Raw genomic sequence first — 21,622 nt, 5'->3', positions numbered from 1 at the left:
TCACGAATAAATTTTACTTGCCTCCCTAATGACTAGAGTCGGCCACAATTAGCCTGGTCTGAGTGGGTCAAATAAGATTTCTCTATATATTTAAAGATTCGGTAAAGAAGAAAGCAAACAGTTGCAATCGTCGATCGACTTATGCCAAAATAAAACAGGCTGGCTAAAGATATAGTAAAAAAAACTACCACCTCTTAGTTGAAAAATCATTGCTTGCATCGGTTTATTAAGCTTTGAGAAACAAACAACATAAGTAAATGTTACTAAAATTACATTTTATCAGGTGTATTACCCAGGACAAATAATTAAATAAAGTTTCTAGTCCAATCTAGACAACAAACTATATCTTAATAAAAGTGAGCCAATGCCTCTCCCATTAAATGAGTGAGACAGTGAAATATTCTACCCTAATAGACCTACTTAAAACTTTATCAGCAGAACAACCAGAAAAACTAGCATACACTTTCTTGGTTGACGGAAAAAAAGAAGGAGAAAGCTTGACCTATGCTTCACTAGAGCGTCGAGTACGAGCTATTGCAGCATTGCTACAAAAACATCAAGTCAAAGGAGAAAGAAGCTTACTACTCTATCCACAAGGATTAGAAGCAATAGCAGCTTTTTGTGGTTGTCTATATTCTGGAGTCATAGCTATTCCTGTGCCACCTCCAGAAGCAGGTCGTCTTAAACGCACCTTACCTAGACTAAGAGCTATAGTTCAAGATGCTCAAGCTTCCATAGTTCTAACAACTGGTACCATAATTTCTCTTGTAGAAGAAGTAGCAGATGAGTTTCCCGAATTCGAGACAATGCGCTGGATAGATACTGAATCTGTTGACCTAGAGTTAGCTAAAGAATGGGTAGACCCTGAAATTACTAGCGATACTCTAGCATATTTACAGTATACTTCCGGTTCAACATCGACTCCAAAAGGGGTAATGCTTACCCATAAAAACTTGCTTCATCACTTGGGGTATCTACAGAGAGCTTGTGGCTACACGCCGGAAAGTATAACAGTAACCTGGATGCCTTTCTTTCACGATTATGGATTAGTGGAAGGAATGATGGAGCCTTTATTCAATGGGACTCCATGTTACATTATGTCCCCATTCTCATTTGTCAAGCAACCCCTCCGTTGGCTGCAAGCTCTTTCAAATTACAAAGCTACTCACAGTCAGGGACCTAACTTTGCCTATGACCTTTGTGTTCGGCGAGTTAAACCAAAACAACTATCTACATTAGACCTGAGTAATTGGGAAGCAGCAGGTAATGCAGCAGAACCTATTAATCCTAAAGTTATGGAGAGTTTCTACGAAACTTTCTCAGGTACTGGTTTTCGTTGGAATGCTTTTGCTCCATGTTATGGATTAGCAGAAGATACCCTCCTGGTATCAGCTAAACCAAAACTTACAGATCCTGTACTTTGTACTATAGATGCAACTGCTTTAGTAGAAGAAAAGAAAATTGTAGAAGTTTCTCAGAATGAAACAGGGGTAAGAGCTTATCCATCTTGTGGTCGCTTAGTTTGTGAAACTCAGGTCGCTATTGTTAATCCAGAAACTTTCACAAAATGTGCAACTGATGAAGTAGGAGAAATTTGGGTATTAGACCCTAGTGTGGCTCAAGGATACTGGGAACGTCCGGAAGCAACCAAAGAAACATTCCAAGCTTATATAAAAGACAGTGGAGAAGGTCCATTTTTGCGGACTGGAGACCTAGGTTTTCTGAAAGATGGGGAACTATATATTACTGGGCGGATCAAGGATTTGATCATTATCCGAGGTACAAATCACTACCCCCAAGATATAGAGTGGACAGTACAACAAGTTCATCCCGCTCTCCGTCCAGACTATGGCGCAGCATTTTCAATTGAAGTTAAGGGTGATGAACATCTAGTAATTGTTCAAGAGGTGGAGCGTCGCACCCAAGATTTGGATACTGAGAAAGTAATTAATGACATCCGCCAGGTTGTCTCTGAGGACCATGAGCTACAAGTTTATGCTGTAGTTTTAGGTAAACCAGGAAATATTCTCAAGACCGCCAGTGGCAAGATTCAACGTCGTGCCTGTCGCTCAAACTTTTTGGCAGGAACACTAGATGTAATAGCTGACTGGAGTGAAAATCCTCAACTAACCTCCAAGTATCGCCAGTTACAAGAAGAAGTTGAGTCATTGGCATCTCAAGTGAAAAATAGCTAGTGGGACGAATGCCATTCGCCCCTACAAAAAAATCAGGAAATTTAGCATGGATAAACTAAAGCAATATTGGGTAGCTGAAGAACTAGAACGTGCTCTTGGCGATCCAGAAAATCCAGACAGTAAAATGTCTTTTAAAAGAGTAATTGAGATTGATGAGAGTGAAGAATTTCCCCATGAGGAAATTGCATGGCTCTATAACTGGAAACTACAACATTACTATGTGCCTGTGAATTGTGGTGGAGAGTTTACTTCTTTTGAAGAGTTTGTAGCTTTTGTTCGAGTTTTGTGTCGGCGCGACCAAACAATAGGAATTGCTTTTACTACTTTGTTTTGGTCTTTTATTACCTGGATGGCTGGTACAGATGAGCAAAAACAAAGGTTAGCAACTTATATTAAAGATGAACATGGAGCAATGTGTCTCGGTTACTCAGAAAAGGAACATGGTGCTGACCTAGTTGGTGGAGATTTAACGGCCACAAAAGTTCCTGGAGGTTATCTACTAAATGGAGAAAAGTGGCCTATAAATCGGGCAACTATTTCAGGAGTATCTTATATATTAGCAAAGACAGATAAAGAAGATGGCGGGGCTAGAAGTCTATCTTTATTTATGGTAGAAAAAAGCCGACTCGATCCAGCAAATTACTACAATTTACCGAAAATTCTTACCCACGGAATTCGAGCTTCTGATATGAGTGGGATAGGTTTTAAAGATTGCTTTGTTCCTGAAGATATGTTGATAAAAGGGGAAGGAGCTGGTCTAGAAGTTGCTTTGAAAGGATTTCAAATTACTCGAACTTTATGTGCAGCTTTTTCTCATGGTGCTGCTGATACGGCTTTAAGAACTACGTTAAAGTTTGCAATTAATCGGGTCATTTATAATAAGACAGTATTTGACATTCCTCAACCTAGAAAAATTCTTCTAGACGCATTTTTAGACCTATTAATTTGTGATTGTGAAACTATTGGGGCAGCAAGAGGATTTCATGTTATTCCCGAACAATTTAGTGTTTGGGCAGCAGTGGTGAAATATTTTGTCACTGTTCAGTTAGAAACAATGATTAATAATATTTCATCAGTGTTAGGTTCTCGTTTTTATATGCGAGAAGAACATGATTTTGGAATGTTCCAAAAAGTGCTGAGAGATAATTCAATTATTAGTGTGTTTGATGGTAGTACAACTGTTAATTTGCACGCTCTAATGTTGCAGTTCCGTCAGTTAACAAAACATCGTTCTCGACGGAATTCTGCTAAGATGGAAAAAATTAAATCTCGTCTGGAAATAATTTATTCCTTAGAGAAACAATTGCCTACTTTGGAACCAGAAAAATTAGAAATTTCAGGGCGGGGCGCTGATGATACTTTACAAGGATTAGAAATTGCATTAGAACAGTTAAAAGGTTTAAAAAATGCTAATATAGAACCATTAGTTCTAGAGCAAATTACGACCCTAACTGAATGTATCCTTGAAGAAGTAAATGCTCATGATCAACAAATTGCTAATTCAGCATTTGAGTTCGGTCACGACCAGTCACCAGAACTATTTGATATAACTAAAAAATATTGTGCTTTACACGCTGCTACTGCGTGTGTACAAATGTGGATTTATAACCGAGAATTACTAGGAGACTTCTTTGCTAGTGGTGAATGGTTAGTTTTAAGTCTAAATCGTCTACTACAACCTTTTGGGCATTCACAAAAAGTAGACCAATCCTACCAGGAAAAAGTCACTCAAGAAATGCTCAAACTTTATAAAGAAAATAAAGCTTTTTCTATTGTTCCTTTTCAATTAGCAAAAACTCAAAAACAGGAGAATATAACAAATGCAACAACTTCAGAACTCCAGCACGCTTAATGAAAATTCCCCAGTAGAAATTCTGCAAAACTGGATTAGGGAGAGGCTAGCAGAACAACTTACTATTGATAAAAACACTATTGAGTTTGCAGATCCTCTAACTCGTCATGGTTTAGATTCTATTGATGCAGTAACTCTAGTGGGTGAATTAGAAGATGAATTAGATTTAGAATTACCTTCTACTTTGTTCTGGGATTATCCGACAATTGAGAAATCAGCTCAATATCTAGTGTCTGAATTTGATATTTCAGAAGCATTAGAAAATCTGGAATTTTCTGAAGAAGTAACAGAAAAAGAGGAAGAACCTTCTGCAAAATCTGGTAAAGGTTGGGGCGGTTTTTGGAAATAAGTAAGTGGTTCTTTATTAATGGATAATGGATAATTGATCATTACCTCTTTAAAAATTGATAATGAATAGTGGATAATGAAAAATATCTGTAATTATCAATGATTAATTATTATGAGAGGCTTTAAACCTTTCGGGATTAATTATCAATTATCCATTGGTAAAAACACTTAGTAGCACATAGAAATCTCCAAGAAATAAAAGACTTTCCCTGAAAAGTTAGTATAACTTCTAGGGTGGCTGTAATTTCTGGAGATATTTAAGAGAAAAAGTCTTAATCATACCTGTAAAATTGAGTATAGATTAAGACTTTTTCTTGATAAAATGAGAAACAAACTGAGGTTACTAGAAAAAATTTCTCCTGGTAACTTGAAATTAATTTAACAGATAAACAAATGGCTCAGACCCTAGGTAATTGGGATAAGTTGCTATCTAGAGAGAGGAGGAAATAGTTAATTGAATTTTTCTGATTTTTCCTTCTGGTGGGTACTACTGATTTTTAGTGTGCCTTTCTTTAGTATTCGTGCTATAGGAAAAAATTTAAACCTATGGCGAGATTATTTTGATACCATCGGTTTGATGGTATTGTCACTAACATTATTTTTAAATGCTAATGTAAAAAGCTTCGCTGTATTTATATTTGAAGTGATTTTCAACTACATAATGGTACAACTAATGTTCCAAAGACGTGGTTGGGAGTCAAGGGCGATCGCTACTTTTTTAATAGTTTTTGATGTAGCTGTATTAGCATACTTTAAATATCTCACATTTTTTGTAGAAGATGTAGTTGGTTTAGTAATAGCAATTCCGAATAATTGGCAACAAAGTTTTCCTTTACCTGTATATAAGACTATTCCACCAGGTATTTCTTTTTATACTTTCCAGATGGTGGCATTTGTTGTAGATTCTTTTACAGCAAAAAGTAAAAAGAAAAAGCAGATTAATTTTGTAGATTACGTTAACTTTATTGCATTTTTCCCTCAGATTGTAGCAGGTCCAATTGAAAGACGCAAACAATTATTACCTCAAATAGAATCTTTCCGGTTCAAATTTACAGCGGAAAATTTTGATATAGGTTTACGCTGGTTGTCTCTAGGTTTATTTATGAAATTTGTTCTAGCAGATAACATTACTCCATATATCGACCTGCAAGAAACGGCAAATGCTTGGTTGGTTTGGTTTCATGCTTTCTTGTTTACTTTAAGAATATATTTTGACTTTGGTGGATACAGCTTTATGGCTGTTGGTATAGCTAAAGTTGTTGGAGTAAAATTAGAACTTAACTTTCTTGCGCCATATACCTCTGTAAGTATTCAAGAATTTTGGCGACGTTGGCACATTACTTTGAGTAACTGGTTTAGGGACTATGTTTTTATTCCCTTGATGGGTGCGAATAAACAGTGGGCAGCATTCTATTTATTTATAACTTTTACTCTTTCAGGTTTTTGGCATGGTGCAGCCTGGAATTTTATTTTATGGGGAGCTTACCACGGCGCTCTATTATTGGTACTCAGATATGCAGGTAGATCGTTTCAGAGATTTGTGGGGAGATGGACTGCCAAAACTGAGTTTATATCCTGGGCCCTGACATTAATATCGGTAACTCTAGGTTGTTTATTTTTCATGGAAACCAATATTAGTAGGTTGGGTGTTAAATTACAAACTTTAGTGACGCCATGGGCATATTCATTCTCTGGAGTTATTGATGCCTTTAGTTCTTATAGTATAAATGAGGCTTATGCTTTAGCTTTTACTATGTTTCTAGCAATGGGGGCATTATTTTTAGAACATTTGGCAATCTGGCAAAAACGAGAGGAGTATGAAATATTATTGTCTCCTTGGGTATCCAGAACTTTGTTAGGTTTAACTATTTTATTAGGAGCGACTGTTCCTTCTGCATTTATTTACTTCGAGTTTTAGTTGGATGACAGTTAGTAATAGAATTGGAAAAATCTCTGAGTTTGGAGTTTTAAATTTAAGAATATTTTTTCTGAGAAGATTATCTAAATAAATACCTATTAAGGAAAAAAGACTAAAGCTTCCTTGAGTTGATACTATTAGGATTTGTTGTGAGGTTAGTTGGAAAAAATAGGGAAACAAGAAATAATATTTATCAACATTAAAAACTGTGGAAACTGGAGAAAGTTCTCAAGCTGAAAAACAAAGTAATAAAGTCACAAGAATTTGCATATTGGGAGGCGGTTTTGGAGGTCTTTATACATCTTTGTATTTACATAGTTGTTGGGGATTTAAAAATAAAAATTGCGAAGTTACATTAATAGATCCGCAAGATCATATTGTATTTACTCCGTTACTTTATGAGGTAATTACAGGTGAACTTGAACCTTGGGAAATATTTCCTCGTTTTCCTAAACTTCTGAAAAATAAAAAAGTAGAGTTTTGCCAAGATACGGTTCAAGATATTGACTTTAAGGCTCGTCAAGTTAAACTTTTAGAACAAGGAAATTTGGCTTATGACTACTTAGTTATTTCTGTGGGTGTAACTAATGGAAAATTACCACCTGGTGCAGAAGAAAATGTTTTGACATTCCGAACTTTAGCTGATACTCAAATCCTGGAACAAAAACTACAAAGTTTGGAAACTTCTAATAAAGAATTAATTCGAGTAGCTATTGTGGGTGGGGGTCCGAGTGGAGTAGAGTTGGCAGGAAAAATAGCAGATAGATTGGGAATACGGGGAGAAATACGCTTAATAGAAAGAGGAAAGGAAATTCTGAAAAGCTTTACTTCAGCTACTCGTAAAAATGCTCAACGTGCTTTAGATAAACGCAATGTTTTAATCAGTTTAGAGACAAGTGTTAATGCTATTGAAGCTGACAAAATTACTTTATGGCAGTCTAATGAAAGTGCTATTATTCCGACAGATTTTGTCCTGTGGACGGCAGGTACTCAAGTTAGAGAGTGGGTGAAAAATTTGGATTGTTCTCACAATTCTAGAGGTCAACTTATTTGTGAGCCAACTTTACAATTAGTTGATTATCCAGAAGTATTTGTTCTGGGAGATGTGGCTGAAATTTTATATCCTAATGGGAAAAAACTTCCAGCTACAGCTCAAGTTGCTTATCAACAAGCAAGTCAAGCAGCTAAAAATTTGTGGCGAATTTTAAATAATAAACGTCCCAGAAATTTTCGTTATTTACACTTAGGAGAAATGATTACTTTGGGAAAAAATGCTGCAGCAGTTTATAGTTTTGGTATTAGTTTGCATGGTTGGTTAGCTGCTTTCGTGAGACTTGGTGTTTATGTGCAACGTTTACCGACTCTTTCTCATGGTTTTCAAGTTTTATCTAATAGAATAAAAATTTGGTTTGCTAAAAGAATAAATAGAGGGAAGTAATACCATTTATTGAAAACTTTTCTACATATTCTTGGGTAGGGGAGTGGGGGAATGGGAGAGAAATAAAAACATAAATAATTAACATCCTAGTAGCTAGTAATTATTAAAAAGATTATCTTGACTCTGTTAATTACTTAATAATTTAAGTGTTACCTAATGGTAATTGCTATAACTTGATGAATAAAGGTCAGTATAATGATAGTAGATATTTAAAGAAAGAAAATAAATTCAAGAGTAAAATATGAGAAACCGCTGTATATAATAAGCTAAAAAATAGAATTCCTAAAATGGTAAAAATAGCAAAGTAACTTCATATTTAGTTTAGCTAAAAAAAATTAAATAAAGGCTAGTACGATGATAATAGATGATTTAAAGAAGGAAAATAAATTAAAGACTAAACTAGAAGAATTATTCGGTTTAGATTTGCGATCTCTTGCTCTATTTAGAGTTGGTTTAGCATTAATAATTATTGTCGAATTAATTATTCGTGCTACAGATTTAACCGCTCATTATAGTGATGCAGGAGTAATGCCTCGGACATTACTTAAGGAAATTTCAGATCCTTTTCATTGGTCAATTAATTCAATTAGTGGTGAACCTTTTGTACAGGGTTTAATTTTCTTATTTGCAGGATTAATAGCTATAGCTTTGCTAGTAGGATATCGAACGAGATTAGCAACTATTGCTATGTGGGCTTTTATTATTTCTATTCATAATAGAAACCCAGTCCTAATTTTTGCTGCTGACCATGTACTACGCGCTCTACTTTTCTGGGCAATGTTTTTACCTTTAGGAGCAAATTATTCAATAGATAGCGCTCTTAATTCTTCAACAGAAAAGTTACCTAAGCGTATTGCTTCTGCTGCTACTGTGGCATTTATGATCCAAATGGTTCTGATTTATGCAGGTTCAGCAGCTTATAAGACAAAAAGTGAGATTTGGTGGCCTGATGGAGATGCGGTTTATTATGCTCTGAGTTTTGATGGCTATGCTACGGCATTTGGGCAATTTTTACTAAGTTTTCCTCAGCCTATATTAAAGTTACTAACCTGGGCAGCTCTTTGGTTTGAATGGTTAGGACCTTTTATGATTTTTATTCCTTTTGCAATTACGTTTTTCCGTTCCGTTTCTGTTGTTTCTTTTATTCTTTTACATATTAGTTTTGGTTTGTGTTTTACTCTGGGAATATTTCCCTTTTTAAGTATTGTTAGTTGGTTTGCTTTGATTCCTACAGCAGTATGGGATAATTGGCAGGAAAAAATTAAGACAAATGAACGGCAAGGATTAAAGATTTATTATGATAAAGACTGTGGATTTTGTAAGAAGGTTGTTTATCTCCTACGCACTTTTTTGATTTTGCCAGGAACACCGATAACTACTTGTCAAACTGATGAGTCTATCTATGCTGATATGCAGGAGAAAAATTCTTGGGTGGTGGTAGACTGGCAAGAAAATCGACGTTTTAAATGGGAGGCTTTGGTTTATGTATTTAGTTTGTCTCCTATATTTAAACCTTTGGCTTTTGTGATGGGTTTGCCACCAATAATACCTCTAGGAACGAAATTTTATGAAACTATTGCCAATAATAGAAAATTAGCGGGAAATTTTACTAAACCTTTTAAATTTCGTCCTTTAGATATACGTCCTTATCGAGGTTTAAATATTGTTGTATTTTTACTGCTTATATACACTTTGACTTGGAATGTCAAAGGTTTTGTGACGCAAACTTATCAAAGAAGAAAAGTACAAAAGCAGGATTCTATAGCTACACTCCACAAGTTATTTCGACGTAAGACTTTTCAAAAGTTAGATGTTTTTGGTAAGCTCACAAAGTTAGACCAATCTTGGAGTATTTTTGCACCCGCTCCACCAAGAGATGATGGTTGGCACGTTATTCCTGGTAAGTTGACAAATGGGAAAGAGGTTGATGTTTTATATGAGAAAGGAGAGTCTGTAAGTTGGGATAAGCCTACAATGAAACAATTCAATAAGTTGTATAAGAATATGCAGTGGCGGAGTTATTTTCTAACTTTAAATCGAGCGATTGGAAAAAAACTTTATCCTTATTATGCAGATTATGTTTGTCGTGAATGGAATAAAAAGAATGAAGGTTCGGAAAAATTAGAAAGTTTGGATATTTTCTTTATGGAGGAGAGAACTGTACCACCTGGTGAAACACAAACGGTGGAAAAGAAAAGTGTGATGCAAAAATCTTGTTCAGATGAGCAAAAAGATATTTAGGGAGAAGGTGATTAGCTATGTTATTTAACTCTTATGTTTTTATATTTGGTTTTTTACCTTTAACTCTGATTATATTCTTTGTTTTAACCAAGTTTAGTTTAATTAAGGCTGCTAATGTTTGGCGGAGTTCTAGTTATGGGTATAAGAAAAGTGTGAGGAAAAATCTGGTTGAGATGAGGCAAAAAATATTGATGGAGGAATTGATTAGGTATGTTATTTAACTCTTGTGTTTTTATATTTGGTTTTTTACCTTTAACTCTGATTATATTCTTTGTTTTAACCAAGTTTAGTTTAATTAAGGCTGCTAATGTTTGGCGGAGTTCTAGTTATGGGTATAAGAAAAGTGTGAGGAAAAATCTGGTTGAGATGAGGCAAAAAATATTGATGGAGGAATTGATTAGGTATGTTATTTAACTCTTATGTTTTTATATTTGGTTTTTTACCTTTAACTGTGATTATATTCTTTGGTTTAACCAAGTTTGGTTTAATTAAAGCTGCTAAGGTTTGGTTGACGGCTAGTTCTTTTGCTTTTTATGGTTATTGGAATGTTGCTTATCTACCTCTGTTGATAATTTCAATTTTGTGGAATTTTCAAATGGGGAAATTTATTGCTGAGGCTAAACCGGAAAGTAAGCGAGCAAATGTTTTACTTTGGGTAGGTATAGCTGTTAATTTAGCAATAATTTCCTATTATAAATATGCGAACTTTTTCCTAGATACTGTTAATTCGGTAGTTTCTACAAATTTGAATGCTGGGCAAATTATTTTACCTTTGGCAATTTCTTTTTATACTTTTACTCAGATAGCTTATTTAGTAGATGCTTATCGTGGGGAAACAAGAGAGACGAATTACGATTTACTCACTTATAGTTTCTTTGTGGTTTTCTTTCCCCAATTAATTGCCGGACCTATTTTACGCCATGATGAACTTATTCCTCAATTTCGTCAATTGCGTAATTTTATTTTTTCCCAGAAAAATATGGCTTTGGGTTTAAGTCTTTTTAGTTTGGGGTTGTGTAAAAAAGTCTTGATAGCTGACACAATATCGCCCTGGGTGGCACTAGCTTTTAATAATGCTTCTGAGTTGAGTTTTATTGAAGCTTGGGTGGGAGCTTTAAGTTACACTTTTCAACTATATTTTGATTTTTCTGGTTACTCCGATATGGCGATAGGTTTGGGGTTGATGTTTAATATTAAATTACCGATTAATTTTAACTCTCCCTACAAGGCTACTTCTATTAGTGATTTTTGGCGACGCTGGCATATTACTTTATCTAATTTTCTGAGAGATTATTTATATATTCCCCTAGGTGGAAGTCGTCGTGGAGAAGTGCGTCGTTATAGTAATCTTTTGACAACAATGCTGTTAGGTGGATTATGGCATGGTGCTGGTTGGACTTATGTAATTTGGGGAGGTTTACACGGTACATATTTATGTATAAATCATGGTTGGCGAAAGTTAAATATTCCCATGCCGAAAGTATTGGCATGGGTAATTACTTTTGTTGCTGTTATTGTTAGTTGGGTTTTATTTAGAGCGCAAAATATTCAGGATGGTTTAGAAATTTTACAGACAATGGCAGGTCTGAAGGGAGTATTTATACCAGGGGAAGCTCAAGGAAAATTATCTGTGTTAACTACTTTTGGTTTTCAGCTTAAATCTTGGTCAGAGATGACTTATTGGCCAAAACTTTGGGGGAGTAAAATTTTCTCAATTTTGGGTTTAATAGGTTTAACTTTTTCTGTAAGTTTCCTACCTAATACTCAGGAAATTTTGGCAAAATTAAAACCTACTTGGTGGTGGGCAGTTTGGATTGGTGTTTTGACAAGTTTAGCTTTATTATCGCTGAATCGTGTTTCTGAGTTTCTCTACTTCCAATTTTAGTTTTTTTAGAAAAAAGTATGAGTACCAATAATCAACTTAGTTCTACTTCCTCTCAACCTTTATATCCCAAAAAATCAGAAAAAATTGTGGGAAATAAAAGAAAATATCGCCGATATAATTGGATATTTTTACTGTCAGTATTTTTCCCTGTAGTTACAGTAGGAGTATTCAATATTTTTGTCGATCCTTATGATGTGTTTAATACTCCGAATTTCTTAGGAATAAATCATTTAAAACCTCGGAAAGATAATACCGATCGCCTCAAAAAAGCAATTGATATTATTCGAATAAAACCTGTAACAGTTTTGATCGGTTCATCTATAACCAAACAAGGTTTAGATCCTAATCATCCAGCATTTAACAACGAGCAACCTGTTTATAATTTAGGACTTAATAGTGCTAATATTTATGAGTTACGACCTTATATAGAACATGTGTTCGCTAACCAGAAAGAGTTAGATTTAATTATTCTTGGGTTAGATTTTTTCATGTTTGATACATTATTAAAAAATAGAGCGAACTTTTCCGAAAATAGATTAGAAAAACGTCATATTTCCTCAACAGATTTACTGAATATTAGCTTGTCTTTAAATGCGTTTTTACCAAGTACAGAAACTGTAGCTTATAGTAAAAAAATTCCACCAGATAGTATTGGTTACGGAGAAAATGGATTTACGCCATATCGAAATCCTGACCCAGAAAAAACATTGGAATTATTTAGGCGTAATCTAGGCGCTTATTATAAAATGTATACTAAATACAAATTACCTATTGAATTAACTGAATTAAAAAAAATTGTAGATTTTTGTGCACAAAAAAAAATCAAACTAATACTATTTATTTCCCCTTCTCATGCAATTTATTGGGAAATAATTCAAATAGCAGGTAAATCATCAACTTGGGAAAAATGGAAACGTAAAGTTGTAGAAATTAGTGATGTATTTGACTTTTCTGGATATAACAGTATTACATCTGAACCTATAAACAATAAAACGAAAAATTATAAAGATAGCTATCATTACATTAACCATGTGGGGAATTTAATTTTGAATAGGATTCTCTCTTACAAAGAAGAAGAAGTTCCAGAGGATTTGGGAATTTTAATTAATCCATAAAATATTTAATCTCATCTCGCAAAAAATCCTCAAGACCGATAATTTTGGGCAAAAAATAATCCTGATGAAGTTAAATTGGTAAAAGAAATTAAACAAAAGTATGATGCGTCACTAAACTCAATTAGATAAAAATTATATTGAAGATATTAAATTAACTGAAGTCTACTTTTACTTGGATCTAAAATATGAGCGTTAATAATCAACTTATTTCTACTTACTCTCAAGCTTCATTTCCCCAAAAATCAGAAAAAATTGTGGGAAATAAAATAAAATATCGTCGATATAATTGGATATTTTTACTGTCGCTATTTCTCCCTATAGTAGGTGTAGGAGTATTCAATATTATTGTCGATCCTTATGATGTATTTAATACTCCCAATTTCTTAGGAATAAATCATTCAAAACCTCGGAAAGATAATAGCGATCGCCTGTTCAAGGCAACTGATATTATTCGGATTAAACCTGTTACTGTTTTGATGGGGTCATCTAAAACTAAACAAGGTTTAGATACTAATTATCCAGCTTTGAAGAATGAACAACCTGCTTATAATGTAGGACTAAATGCTATAACTGCTTATGAATTACGACGTTATTTAGAACATTCTATTGCTAACCAAAAAGAATTAAGTTTGGCTATTGTTGGCATAGATTTCTTGATGTTTAATTCATTTACTAAGACTCGAGGAAGCTTTGCCGAATACAGGTTAACAAAACAGTATATTTCCCCGAAAGATATAATCAAAGTAGCCTTCTCTCTGAATGCAGTTTTAGCTAGTAAAGAGGCTATAATTGATAGTAAAAAAACTTCCTTAGATGATATTCCGTATGAAGAAAATGGATTTATGCCAGTTCTAAATCCTGACCCAAACCAAACTAAGGATAAATTTCGATATGCTATCAATAATTATTTTAAGTCTCATGCTAAGTATAAATTATCTACTCCATTAATTGAATTAAAAAAAATAGTAGATTTATGTCAGAAAAATAAAATTAAGTTAATTGTATTTATTTCTCCCTCTCATGCAACTCAGTGGGAAGCAATTAGAGCAACAGGTGAGTGGTCAACTTTTGAAGAATGGAAACGTGAAGTTGTAAAAATTACTCCGGTATTTGATTTTTCTGGGTACAATAGTATCGCATCTGAACCTATCCATAGTGGTATGGAAAACTATAGAGATAATTTTCATTACACTAAGAAAATTGGAGATTTAGTTTTGAATCGGATTCTTGATTATAGAGAAGCAGATGTTCCAGATGATTTTGGGATTTTAATTAATCCAGAAAATATTGAATTCCATCTTGTAAAAATTCGTCAAGACCGAGAATTTTGGGCAAAAAATAATTCTAATGAAGTGAAGTTGGTAGAAGAAATTAAACAAAAGTATGATGCGTCACTAAACTAGATAAAAATTATATCTGACATATTAAATTAACTAAAATTTACTTTGAATTGGAGGCAAATTATGAGCATTAATAATCAACTTAGTTCTACTTACTCTCAAGCTTCATCTCCCCAAAAATCAGAAAAAATTGTGGGAAATAGAAAAAAATATCGCCGATATAATTGGATATTTTTGTTGTCAGCATTTCTCCCTATAGTAGGTGTAGGAGTATTCAATATTATTGTCGATCCTTATGATGTATTTAATACTCCCAATTTCTTAGGAATAAATCATTCAAAACCTCGGAAAGATAATAGCGATCGCCTGTTTAAAGCAAATGATATTATTCGTATTAAACCTATAACAATTTTGATTGGTTCATCCAGAACAAAACAAGGTTTAGATCCAAATCATCCAGCATTAGAAAATGAGCAAACTGCTTATAATTTATCTTTGAATGGTCTGAATATTTATGAATTACGACGTTATATAGAACACGCGCTCGCTAACCAGAAAGAATTAGATTTTATTATTCTTGGCTTAGATTTTTTTATGTTTAACACATTCTTAGAAAATCAACCTAGCTTTTCCGAAAATAGATTAGAAAAACGGCATATTTCCTTAGCAGATTTTATCAATGTTACCTTTTCTTCAGATGCTCTTTTAGCAAGTAAAGAGACTATAATTGATAGTCAAAAAAATCCGCTAGATAATATTGGTTACGGAGAAAATGGATTTATGCCATATAAAAATCCTGACCCAGAAAAAACTGAGTGGAGATTTAAAAATAGTATCAATGTTTATTATGGATTTCATGCTAAATATCAATTACCTACTCAATTAACTGAATTGAAAAAAATAGTAGATTTGTCTCAAGAAAATAAAATAAAATTAATCTTATTTATTTCTCCCTCTCATGTGACTCAGTGGGAAGCAATTCGAGCAACAGGTGAATGGTCAACTTTTGAAAAATGGAAACGTAAAGTTGTAGAAATTACTCCTGTATTTGATTTTTCTGGATACAACAGTATTACATCTGAACCTATCTATAATGAAATGGAAAATTATACAGATAATTCTCATTACACTCCGAAAGTAGGTAATTTAATTTTGAACCGAGTTCTTAATTATAAACAGGAAGATGTTCCAGATGATTTTGGAATTTTAATTAATTCAGAAAATATAGAATCTCATTTAGCAAAAATTCGTCAAGACCGTGAAATTTGGGCAAAAAATAATCCTGATGAAGCAGAGTTGGTAAAAGAAATTAAACAAAAGTATGATGCAGAATTAGCAGAAAAAGCAAATTAAGTAATTAGAAAATTGTAATGTTAGTGAGTTCTGGTTTAACAGCATTAAAAACAGGTGACGTTTTACCTTTAATTGGAGCATTAAATTTCATTACAATGTTAGTAGTATAAAGTAAATCTAGAAAAAAAAAGTTATCCACAGCAGTGAAAAGCTAAAATTCAGCAAGAAAAAAAGACAGCAGCAAGGCTAGTAAAATAATTGGAAAAATCCTAATTTGAAAATAATATTAAGGCAAATAATAAATTAAAATCTATCAATAAAAAACTTAAATTGTTCGCGATTAAAAAAATTAATACCAGCTCAAAGTATAAATTATAGAAAAGATAGAAGAAATAGAAAGAAGAACCAAAGCTGCTGGCAGATTTATCTTGATAACTAAGTATCTAGAAAGAATCAGAAATCACACCTGTTTGCGGTATTCTTATAAACTAATTGTTGAGCGAGCATATTTTTCAGAGTAATTTTCAGGTGATAGATGGCAATTTTATTACTAATAATTGTTGTGTTAAACTATGTAGTTTATAGTCCTATATTTTGAAGTGCGGAGTGTGGGATTTACGAAAAATCAATATTTTCTACATAGATTTAATCATTAAAAATTTGATCCTACAATAGTTTTGAGGTGCTTGTCACCATATAATAAAATCTGGTTTAAATTTAAGAGCTAATTCATAAACTTAGCTTCAAATCTTATATTATGTTACCTAGCTCTTGGGAATTAATACTCTACTGAAACAGAACTGACTCAACCTATGTATTATACAGAATAAAATTATCATCTTATAGTGGTTTTCACTTCATGACTTGTATTACCTCTTCCTTCTCTCCTAGATAACTAAAGCCTTCTTTCTTCTTCCTTTAAACTCAAATCTCTGTACTCTATATTAATGAAAACTGCCATAATATTTATTTGATAAATCAGCCCTAAGACTGGACAGTTCCAAATATAGAAAAAAGAGATTGCATAAGTTAATAACCCTGGAAACCCATATTCCATGCTGTAAAATGTATCATAAAATATGAATTTTGTAGGAAACAGAGAACATTATAGTAGTCTGTATTCAAATTGTTACTAATTTTGCTCCTACGAACACTTACCCAAAAATTTAAGTTATTTATGATAAACTAAAACAAAAATTTATCCCTAGTAGCTAAGAAAAATGACTAATTATTTATCCACTCAAGAGATGGGGCTAAATAAAAGTTCCCCCACTCAATTAGATGTATCTATTGTGACACCTATTTACAATGAAGTCGATAGTATTCCACAACTACTGGAAACGATTTCTACTACTTTAAGGGAAAATCAACTTACTTATGAAATTATCTGTATAGATGATGGCTCTCAAGATGGTTCGACAAAACTCCTAACAGAATTAGCTGAAAAACGTACAGATTTAAAAGCACTAATTCTCCGTCGAAATTATGGACAAACTGCAGCTATGGCGGCAGGGTTTAAGTATGCTACTGGTAAAGTAGTTGTGACTTTGGATGGAGATTTACAAAATGATCCGGCAGATATTCCACTATTATTATCTAAGCTGGATGAAGGTTATGATTTGGTGAGTGGGTGGCGGAAAAATAGGCAAGATGATGCTGTTACACGACTACTTCCTTCTAAAATTGCTAATTGGATAATTGGCAGAGTAACAGGAGTAGATTTACATGATTATGGTTGTTCTTTAAAAGCTTATCGTTTGGAATTAGTTGCTGATATGAATCTCTATGGTGAATTACATAGATTTTTACCAGCTTTAGCTTTTATTGAAGGAGCAAGAATTACAGAAATGCCTGTCAACCACTATGCTCGTCGCTATGGTAAAAGTAAGTATGGTTTGGGACGAACTTTCCGAGTTGTGATGGATTTGTTAACAGTATTTTTTATGAAGAAATTCCTCACTAGACCTATGCACGTCTTTGGAATGTTGGGTTTTGTTTCTGGGGGATTAGGGTTATTTTTTGGTATCTATTTATCGATTCTGAAATTTGGCTTTGGAGAAAATCTTGCCGATCGCCCTCTACTAATTTTAGTCGTTGTTTTATTACTAGCTGGTTTACAACTATTTAGTTTTGGTTTATTGGCAGAGTTACTTATGCGAACTTATCACGAATCTCAAGAACGTCCAATTTATCGAGTACGAGAAGTTATTAGTGGTAATTCTGAAAAGAGAGAGTAGAGAGTACGGAGTAGAGAGTAGTGGGTAGAAGGAAATAATCTAAGCATTCAGCTTTTTATCGTAATAACTTACTGCTGTACAAACATAACTTTTAATTCTCCTTGGAGACTAATCACTTCTTCCCAAATAATAAGTTAATAAATTATAACTGATAGCTAATAGCTAATAGGTGACGGCTGAATGGTTACGAAATAATTGATGAATAAAAGTGCGATAATTGATGTTATTTTTTTTATTATTGGATATGTATATTTGAGTATTAATCAGTATTTAGTTTTCAGGCATTAGCTATTTTCATAAAGGTAATATAAGGTAGCATAGAGAAACTAAATTTATACTTGAAAATATATTTCAAAGCACATAACACTTGTGGAATAAATAAATATATAATCTTCATTTATCGTTAGTTTAAGTGGTGCTATATCTGGAAACAAACTACAAAAAAATACTAAATAGGGGTTGCTGATTAAATATCAAAGCCTTAACAGATCAAGCTAAGTGCCTTTTTAGGTCTGAAAAAAGTACGAACTTTTAGGTCAAAAAGATGCAAAAATTTAGGATTTTTTGCTCAAGATTTAGAGAAAAATCACTCTTACTATTTTTCCGACTACCTCCTCTAAATTCCCCATTTCTCCTGACTCCTGACTCCTACAACTACTAAAAAATTTTTTCAGCAAGCCCTAAATATTTGCTTCACTTTAAAAGATTTTTCTTCCCTACCAGGTGGGAAAAATGCAGAAAAATTAACACTTGCAACTATTCCCTATTCCCTAATTCTATTCCCTAATTATTGATAAGTAGGAAAATCAATATATCCTTCTGGGTCAAATGAATACCAAATTTTCATATCAGGTAGTGAATTTAGCGGCCAATTATTAGCAAAACGTTCTGCTAAATCAGGATTACTAATATAAAGTCTACCAAAAGCAATTAAATCTGCATTTCCTGATTGAATTGCAGCTTCAGCAGTTTCTTTTTTATAGCCACAATTTCCGATTAATGCCTGAGAAAAGACTTCACGAAATTCTGCCAAATTCATTGCTTCTCCTAACTCGTGAAAACCAAATTCTAAACCATCCATAATATGAAGATAACCTAGTCCGTAATTATTTAACTGCTTGGCAACGTAAAGAAAATTTTCCCGAAAATCTGGGGAACCCATATCATTAAAAGCACCATTAGGTGAAATTCTGACTCCCACTCGGTGAGACGGCCATACAGTTAAAATAGATTCAACAATTTCTTTAAGAAATTGAAATCTGTTTTCTAAACTACCTCCGTAGCGATCGCTGCGATGATTAGTCTTGGACTGTAAAAACTGGTCAATTAAATAACCATTACCACCATGAATTTCTACTCCATCAAAGCCAGCAGCTTTTGCCCTAACTGCAGCCTGGCGATAATATTCTACAACTTCTGGAATTTCTTCTGTTTCTAGAGCGCGGGGTGTTTCGTAAGGTTGTTTGCCAATGGGAGTATGGATATATTCTTCATTTAAGATAACCGCAGAGGCAGATACCGGGAGTTGACTATTTTCCTGAAAGCTGCTATGGGAAGCTCGCCCACAGTGCCAAAGTTGCAGAAAAATAGGGGTTCCCTTGGCATGAACTGCATCTACAACTTCCTTCCAAGCTTTAGTTTGTTCGTCTGAGTAAATACCGGGGGTGTTAAGCCAACCAATACCCTGTTTAGAAATGACAGTAGCTTCAGAAATAATTAAACCTGCACCTGCTCGTTGAGCGTAATATTCTGCCATTATATGATTAGGCATTCTTTCTACTCCAGCACGAGACCGAGTTAGGGGAGCCATTATGACTCTATTTTTGAGAGTTAAATTTCCTATTTTGAAGGGACTAAGTAAGGTTAAGGAATCTGTTGAAGGGGTCATTTTAGCTATCAGTTATCTAATTATCATTGACCTCTCCCCGGCTTAAAAGCGCGGGGATTCTAAACTGTTGCTACGATTAGGGGCTAAAGCCACATCTCGTAGCTTTTTTAGTTTTGGTTTCCCAGATAGGAAATCTGGTAGCGAGGGTCAAAACTCGCCTACAGACCTTGACTAGGCTTAGACCTAATTGTGTCTCTACTTTACGAAGTATATTTGCTGCACCATTTAAGTCAGCGTTAACCAACAAACCTTTACCAGTGTGGTACATCCCACGTTTAAGTCGTTTCCCTGATGGCTTCCATCCTTCAGGTTTTTCGCCGAAAGTAGGTAGAACATCGCCATCTAGAAAACTGGCCTTGCTGGTATATGACTCTTCAGTTTCAACAAACTTAATGCCGTATTCTAGGCATAGTTGTTTAACTCGTTCTTTGAGTTTAGCTGTGGGAATTTGTACGAATGATTGTGTTGTTTTACCTAGTTTAGACTCTTGTCTTTGTCCTTGGTTCCATCCAAAAACTACCGTACCAATTTGGTGTTCAATACAGTGATTAACAACCAACCTTGCAGCTTTATTAACTGCATCTCTCATCTGACGGTTACGTTTTTCTGTGATCTGGACTAATTGCTCATCCCAATAACCCTGGGGCTTACTCTCTTTGAGGGTGGAAACTCGTTTGTTATACCACTGGTTAAGGCTTTTAACCTTGCGCCCATCAATAATGAAACTATTCCCTACATTAGAAATGCAACTTAACCAGTTGTTGATACCGGGGTCGATTGCCAAAACATTCTGAGGATTTAATTCATCTTGAACTACAATTTCTTTCTGGTATACAAACTCTACATAAAAACATCGATTACGTGGTAGTATTCGCAATTCTTTGAGTTCTGAAAACTGTAGATTAGATGGCATCGGGAGCAAAAAACTGTCTAATTTAAACCATCGTTTTACGGTTGTTCCCAGAGGAATTCTGATGTGCTCCTCAACAAGTCTTAAAGCTTGCTTGGGATAAGTCACCATTGCTAAACCATCTTTTTTACGATAGCTAGGAACCCTTGGTTGAAAATCCAAATTACCGTTTTTGTATTTTTTGTTTAACTCCTTAAATGACTTAAAAGATTCAGCAACAGACCTTAATATTTGCTGGGCTGCTTGTGAGTACAAAATTTGATAATGTTTATTTGATTTGTACTCTTTTTCCAGGTCATACAATTATTTTCTGGGTTTTGAAAAACAATTGACGACCATAATAAATACCACAATTGGTTAGCTTGTAGGATTGAGAACAAATAAACTCCAGAATTGATTTTAAGTCTTGATCGGGCTTGATTAGATTTTGCTGACAGCCATACAAATCAATCACTTCCTTAATATATATTATGAATTATCTACTGATTTATTTGTCATGTTAAGATTGTCTGGACACGGCGGGATTGATCCCCCCCTGTCCGTTTTCATCCCCTCTCTAAAGAGTAGAGGCTTTCAAAGTCCCGCTAGTTCTTTTGTCAACTCAGACGTTGGAGTTTGAGAAGTTGTATAGAAGCCCTAACAGTATCTTCGTAAAGATGTGGGTTTTTGGCTTAGGAGTCAGGAGTGAGAGAATATAGAATAGGAGAAAAAGGTAGAATCTATAGCCCCATATTTCCATATCCCTATCTTTAAAAGTAGATAAATAAATCCTTTTAGGGGTTCTATATATGATTTAGACTCTAACCTAGTGGCTAAGTTGAGCTAAATCCAAAAACTCAGACGTTACAGTTTTACTACTTATTATCTATCTTAATAGAGTAAATCGCCTCATCCCTAAATTTCTCTAAAATCCAAAAACTCAGACGTTACAGTTTTACTACTTATTATCTATCTTAATAGAG

At 34.0% G+C, this 21,622-nt stretch carries 13 protein-coding genes; 11 read left to right on the top strand and 2 right to left on the bottom strand.

Features of this window, described 5'->3' with window-relative positions; translation table 11 throughout:
- The first annotated feature begins 392 nt into the window (after window positions 1-392).
- The 11 genes from ACP6PK_RS23450 to ACP6PK_RS23400 all read left to right on the top strand — a co-directional run bounded on the left by ACP6PK_RS23450 (window position 393) and on the right by ACP6PK_RS23400 (window position 17,862).
- On the top strand, window positions 393-2,195 hold the full coding sequence (locus tag ACP6PK_RS23450) for a fatty acyl-AMP ligase (RefSeq protein WP_426563141.1): 1,803 nt from the start codon (window positions 393-395) through the stop codon (window positions 2,193-2,195).
- A 46-nt stretch (window positions 2,196-2,241) separates the two neighbouring features.
- Window positions 2,242-4,047: an acyl-CoA dehydrogenase gene (locus tag ACP6PK_RS23445; protein ID WP_094673489.1), complete on the top strand. Its 1,806-nt coding sequence runs from the start codon at window positions 2,242-2,244 to the stop codon at window positions 4,045-4,047.
- The gene (locus ACP6PK_RS23440) at window positions 4,016-4,396 is read left to right on the top strand and encodes an acyl carrier protein (protein WP_426563138.1); all 381 of its coding nucleotides are present in this window, start codon (window positions 4,016-4,018) and stop codon (window positions 4,394-4,396) included. The genes ACP6PK_RS23445 and ACP6PK_RS23440 overlap by 32 nt, the downstream gene beginning before the upstream one ends.
- A gap of 453 nt (window positions 4,397-4,849) precedes the next feature.
- Window positions 4,850-6,313, top strand: coding sequence for an MBOAT family O-acyltransferase (locus tag ACP6PK_RS23435; RefSeq protein ID WP_094673491.1), 1,464 nt, complete (start codon window positions 4,850-4,852; stop codon window positions 6,311-6,313).
- A gap of 208 nt (window positions 6,314-6,521) precedes the next feature.
- Window positions 6,522-7,751, top strand: coding sequence for an NAD(P)/FAD-dependent oxidoreductase (locus ACP6PK_RS23430; protein ID WP_426563136.1), 1,230 nt, complete (start codon window positions 6,522-6,524; stop codon window positions 7,749-7,751).
- 354 nt (window positions 7,752-8,105) lie between these two features.
- A complete protein-coding gene (locus ACP6PK_RS23425; protein ID WP_426563134.1) occupies window positions 8,106-9,992 on the top strand; it encodes a DCC1-like thiol-disulfide oxidoreductase family protein in 1,887 nt (628 codons plus the stop codon).
- A gap of 403 nt (window positions 9,993-10,395) precedes the next feature.
- Window positions 10,396-11,877 carry an MBOAT family O-acyltransferase gene (locus ACP6PK_RS23420; RefSeq protein WP_426563132.1) on the top strand — a complete coding sequence of 494 codons (1,482 nt, stop codon included), beginning with the start codon at window positions 10,396-10,398 and terminating at the stop codon, window positions 11,875-11,877.
- A 17-nt stretch (window positions 11,878-11,894) separates the two neighbouring features.
- A complete protein-coding gene (locus tag ACP6PK_RS23415; RefSeq protein WP_426563130.1) occupies window positions 11,895-12,992 on the top strand; it encodes a hypothetical protein in 1,098 nt (365 codons plus the stop codon).
- Window positions 12,993-13,177: 185 nt separating this feature from the next.
- The gene (locus tag ACP6PK_RS23410) at window positions 13,178-14,395 is read left to right on the top strand and encodes a hypothetical protein (RefSeq protein WP_426563128.1); all 1,218 of its coding nucleotides are present in this window, start codon (window positions 13,178-13,180) and stop codon (window positions 14,393-14,395) included.
- Window positions 14,396-14,455: 60 nt separating this feature from the next.
- Window positions 14,456-15,685 carry a hypothetical protein gene (locus tag ACP6PK_RS23405; RefSeq protein WP_426563126.1) on the top strand — a complete coding sequence of 410 codons (1,230 nt, stop codon included), beginning with the start codon at window positions 14,456-14,458 and terminating at the stop codon, window positions 15,683-15,685.
- 1,160 nt (window positions 15,686-16,845) lie between these two features.
- Complete coding sequence (locus tag ACP6PK_RS23400) at window positions 16,846-17,862, top strand: glycosyltransferase family 2 protein (protein ID WP_426563124.1); 1,017 nt, start codon at window positions 16,846-16,848, stop codon at window positions 17,860-17,862.
- Window positions 17,863-18,649: 787 nt separating this feature from the next.
- Here the strand turns inward: ACP6PK_RS23400 and ACP6PK_RS23395 are convergent.
- Both ACP6PK_RS23395 and ACP6PK_RS23390 read right to left on the bottom strand, forming a co-directional pair.
- The gene (locus ACP6PK_RS23395) at window positions 18,650-19,750 is read right to left on the bottom strand and encodes an alkene reductase (RefSeq protein ID WP_426563122.1); all 1,101 of its coding nucleotides are present in this window, start codon (window positions 19,748-19,750) and stop codon (window positions 18,650-18,652) included.
- A gap of 76 nt (window positions 19,751-19,826) precedes the next feature.
- Window positions 19,827-20,915 (bottom strand): RNA-guided endonuclease InsQ/TnpB family protein, encoded by a 1,089-nt coding sequence (locus ACP6PK_RS23390; RefSeq protein ID WP_426563120.1) that lies wholly within the window; start codon window positions 20,913-20,915, stop codon window positions 19,827-19,829.
- Window positions 20,916-21,622: the final 707 nt, after the last annotated feature.

The sequence above is a fragment of the Dapis hubbardiae BLCC-M172 genome, from assembly GCF_050016015.1.
Lineage (GTDB): Bacteria > Cyanobacteriota > Cyanobacteriia > Cyanobacteriales > Microcoleaceae > Trichodesmium.
The sequence above is the reverse complement of the archived record's forward strand: the minus strand, read 5'-3'. Positions and strand labels throughout refer to the sequence as shown.